The 3,786-nt window shown below is 60.8% G+C and carries 4 protein-coding genes; 1 reads left to right on the top strand and 3 read right to left on the bottom strand.

Annotation, left to right across the window (positions count from 1 at the left end; translation table 11 throughout):
* Positions 1–5 precede the first annotated feature (5 nt).
* Entirely contained in the window at positions 6–539 is a 534-nt protein-coding gene (gene thpR / locus ACOJSJ_RS01485) for an RNA 2',3'-cyclic phosphodiesterase (RefSeq protein WP_420143214.1), read from the top strand.
* Positions 540–1,192: 653 nt separating this feature from the next.
* Here thpR and ACOJSJ_RS01480 read toward each other — a convergent pair.
* The 3 genes from ACOJSJ_RS01480 to ACOJSJ_RS01470 form a co-directional block, all read right to left on the bottom strand.
* Positions 1,193–1,729 carry a superoxide dismutase family protein gene (locus ACOJSJ_RS01480; RefSeq protein WP_420143213.1) on the bottom strand — a complete coding sequence of 179 codons (537 nt, stop codon included), beginning with the start codon at positions 1,727–1,729 and terminating at the stop codon, positions 1,193–1,195.
* An 830-nt stretch (positions 1,730–2,559) separates the two neighbouring features.
* The gene (locus ACOJSJ_RS01475) at positions 2,560–2,829 is read right to left on the bottom strand and encodes a hypothetical protein (protein ID WP_420143212.1); all 270 of its coding nucleotides are present in this window, start codon (positions 2,827–2,829) and stop codon (positions 2,560–2,562) included.
* A 284-nt stretch (positions 2,830–3,113) separates the two neighbouring features.
* Positions 3,114–3,786 (bottom strand): OmpA family protein (locus tag ACOJSJ_RS01470; protein WP_420143211.1); only part of this gene is annotated, 673 nt, incomplete at its 5' end.

Raw genomic sequence — 3,786 nt, 5'->3', positions numbered from 1 at the left:
ATGCCATGCACCGCCTGTTCGTCGCCATCCGCCCGCCCGCCGATCAGCGCGCGAACCTCCTGTCCCTGATGGGCGGGGTGGAGGGCGCCCGCTGGCAAAGCGACGATCAGTTGCACATCACCCTGCGCTTCATCGGCGAAGTCGATCGCCATTGCGCCAATGATCTGGCCGACAGCCTGGCCGGCATCGATTTCGCCCCCTTCGACGTGCAACTGTCCGGGGTCGGCGCTTTCGACCGAAAGGGCGTCATCGATACGCTCTGGGCGGGCATCCGGCCCCGCGATCCGCTGGCCGCGCTCCATCGGAAAATCGACCGCGCCTGCGTCGCCCTTGGCCTGCCGCCCGAAAGCCGCGCCTATCTGCCCCATGTCACGCTGGCCCGCTTCGGCCGGTCGGGCGGCCTTGTCGAACCCTTCCTCGCGCATCACGCCGCACTGACCGGCGCGCCCTTCCCTGTGGATGGCTTCATCCCTTATGAAAGCCGCCTCGGCCATGGCGGATCAACCTATCACCCCGTCACCCACTATCCCGCCACCTGAAGCGGACGCCCCAACAGCACTCCATCAGGGGATCGCGACTCAGAGCCTGATCCGACCAGCCCCATCGCATCCTGTTCCAGATGTCTTTTGTTGATCGCATTTTGCGAGCCGCCATCTGTTCCAGATGACTTCAAGATGCTCTGGAGCCGCCTGCGTTACATCCGACGCCAGATGCGTGCTGCAACCATCTGTCGTCGCATCACTTTCTGCGCGAAAACTGGCTCCCACTTCGGCGCACGATGCTCTCAATAAATTCCGTTCGGGCTGAGCCTGTCGAAGCCCATGCCTTTTCCCAGAAGCGAAAGATCGAGAGAGATACGCCACCTTCGACTGCCGAACAGGGTGCAAAGCAGGCATGCGGCGGCCTGAAACGCTCAGATCAAACTTCGGCAGGCGCAGGGCGGACCGACAGGATATGATGCCGATTAACGCCTAACGTGCCAGCAATTGTAGGGATTCAGCTTCGGCCAGACCGCCGATGGCAACTTTCCGCGCTTCCGGTGCTCACCTACTGAAATATGCTGCGTTCGGCGAAGTCACGTATCTCGGCCGACGCTTCTCGAAACTCGCTATTTCGCCGCGCCCTGAACCATATCCCCATATCCTCCAGCGCGACGACCGGGGGCCTGCTCCGCCCCCGGCCCTTTGCAGGATCAGCGCGCGGCCAGCACGCCGCATGCGACACGGCCACCGGCATTGCCCGCCGGGTCGCTTACATTGTCATCGGCCTGCGCGTGGATCACAACAGCCGCGCCGTCGGTATCGAGCAGAGGCGTCGCGCCTTCGCTGATCGTGCCGCCGGGGATCACATATTCGATCGCGCCCGTGCCGTCCGACCCGACCGTCATGTTGGGCATGTCGCCCATATGCATGCCCGCGGGATTATCCTTGCCATGCTTGTGGCCGGTCGGGTTCCAGTGGCCACCCGCGCTTGCAAAGTCAGGCGCGGCGCACTGTCCGGTGGTGTGGATATGCACGGCATGGATACCCGGCGTCACGCCCTGTGCCTTGACCAGCACATGCAGCCCGTCGCCCGCCTGCGTCACGCTCGCCGTGCCGCGCGCCGCGCCATCGGCCGCCGCCAGCTTGGCCGACGCGGTCGGCGCAGCGCTCTTGCCGGTGGTCGTGGATGCGCAGGCCGACGCCGACAGGACAACGGGCAGAGCAGCGAAAAGCGAGAATATTTTCATGAATAGCTCCCAGGAAAGGGCAGGATAAGGCGCAAACGCAGCCGGAAGCCTTTTGTTGCCCACCCGCACCGATTTGTCACCGTCCTTTTTGCAAGCCAATCGCAAAAGACACACCGTGCGGCAGCAGAAAATGTTGGCATTCCAACATGGAGAAGCGACCGAAGAAGCAAAACAACGCCCAGCCGGAACAGGATGCCATCATCCCCGACCAATCCCGCCAAACCACGCAAAAGTGATTTCCGGGTGGCTAGGCGACAGGCAGGTTTGAATCAGGCATATGTAGAAATCAGACGGAGATTATTGAGGAGAGTTGGTCATTTTCGCCAACCACGCGTTATGTTCTGCAACGTCCGTCGGCGCTGTGATCCAGCCAAATATGAGAGTTCCGATTCCGTGCCCGATGAAATGCGCGCCCACTGGCGGCCAGAAAAAGGTCCAGATCGTCACGGGCAGGATGTGCTGCAAAAAGAAATGGCATATTATACCGGCTGCGATCATCGTCCCGGCAACCAAGGCGATTGAACGCCGTTCCCGAGATAGTGTTTTAGCGCTGGGTCGAGAAATGACCGTCACAAATGTGGATTTGGGGTGAGGCCACTTATGACCAATCCAGTAGCTCAAGCCAGTCACCGATAGACCGATGCAGAGTGCTACAAAAGAAGGCAGCTGAACTATCGCGCAGACCAAGAGGCTTACGAGCACCAACATCCGACTAAGACTGTTCATGGGAGAAACCTAAGGTGCGGGAGGTTGTTGGACTGTAAAGAGCGATTGCCAATTTCCGATATGAACGGTGATAATTCCGACGGCCTAGGACGGAATCTGGTCGTTCAGCGCCGATCGAACGCGACGGTTTCGCTTACTGCAAAAGCCGGGTTAGGGACGGCTTCATACCAATTAGCACGAAAGCACGGGAGCGCCGAGAGGTGCGTAATCAGATCATCCCAACCTTTGGCTTCCTCGTTGAATGACAAGGTACGACCAGCCACTTCAACATCGCAGCAGATCAGGTCAGTCGTAATCTCGTCCCGTTTGTAAAATATGACACGATCAATATCTGCCAGCGGCAGTTGTGCAATGACGGCAGTTGTTATCATCATCGCGACATGTTGCCCTGCGGAACAAACATCCACAATCAGGAACCTGCAAAGCATTCCTAGACGACAATTTCTGGTCGCAGGCAGTGCAACCGTCGCTCCCAAATATCCTGAAGGCCCGCGCGGCGCGCTGAACCACCCAAAACATCGCCCGGCCCCGGACATCAGTCCCGCACAACCGTCATCCCCATGCCTGCCCGCCCCACGCGCCATAGGCAAAGAAAAAGGGACCGGTCCAGTGGACCGATCCCTCAATCTTGTTTCCATTCCGAAGAATGGAAATCGGCTTACATGCCCGCGCCGGGGCCGTAGCTGATTTCCACGCGACGGTTCTGGACTTCGCGAACGCCGTCGGCGGTGTCGACGCGCGGCTTCGATTCACCGAAGGCCTGCGTGGTGATGACGCCGTCAGGGATACCCTTCGAAGCGAGGTACGCCTTGACCGAGTCAGCGCGACGCTGCGACAGACCGACGTTGTACGAAGCGGCACCCGAACGGTCAGCGTGACCGGCCAGCATGACCTGTGCGCTGCCGCAGCTGCTGTAGGCCGACACGGCGTTGTCCAGAATGGTGGCGGCGTCAGGCGTGATGTCCGACTTGTCCCATTCGAAGAACACGATGTACGGGCCAGGGTTGCATTCTGCAACCGGCGGCGGAGGCGGCGGCGGGGGCGGCGGGGGCGGCGGGGGCGGCGGCGGGGGCGGCGGAGGAGCCGCTTCCGGAGCCGAACCGAAGTTGTAGGTCAGGCCGAGCAGCAGGCTGTGCGTGCGCAGCTTGGTTTCGCCCTGGACGCCAGCGGCCGCATAGGCGGTCGAGTAGGCCGGGATGACCTTGATGTCGTCCTGGTTGAAGAAGCGATACTTCAGCGAGACGTCAACATTGTTGGTGACCGGGTAACGAACGCCCGCGATCGCCTGCCAGGCGAAGCCGGTGTCGCTGTCGTTCACGATGTCCGAAGCC

It is taken from the genome of Sphingobium sp. (assembly GCF_048594625.1).
Lineage (GTDB): Bacteria > Pseudomonadota > Alphaproteobacteria > Sphingomonadales > Sphingomonadaceae > Sphingobium.
The sequence above is the reverse complement of the archived record's forward strand: the minus strand, read 5'-3'. Positions and strand labels throughout refer to the sequence as shown.

What these genes read in the sequence shown, in the direction of transcription:
- thpR (WP_420143214.1), top strand. Translation starts at nt 6, where the DNA reads ATGCACCGCCTGTTCGTCGCCATCCGCCCGCCCGCCGATCAGCGCGCG.
- ACOJSJ_RS01480 (WP_420143213.1), bottom strand. Translation starts at nt 1,729, where the DNA reads ATGAAAATATTCTCGCTTTTCGCTGCTCTGCCCGTTGTCCTGTCGGCG.
- ACOJSJ_RS01475 (WP_420143212.1), bottom strand. Translation starts at nt 2,829, where the DNA reads ATGATGATAACAACTGCCGTCATTGCACAACTGCCGCTGGCAGATATT.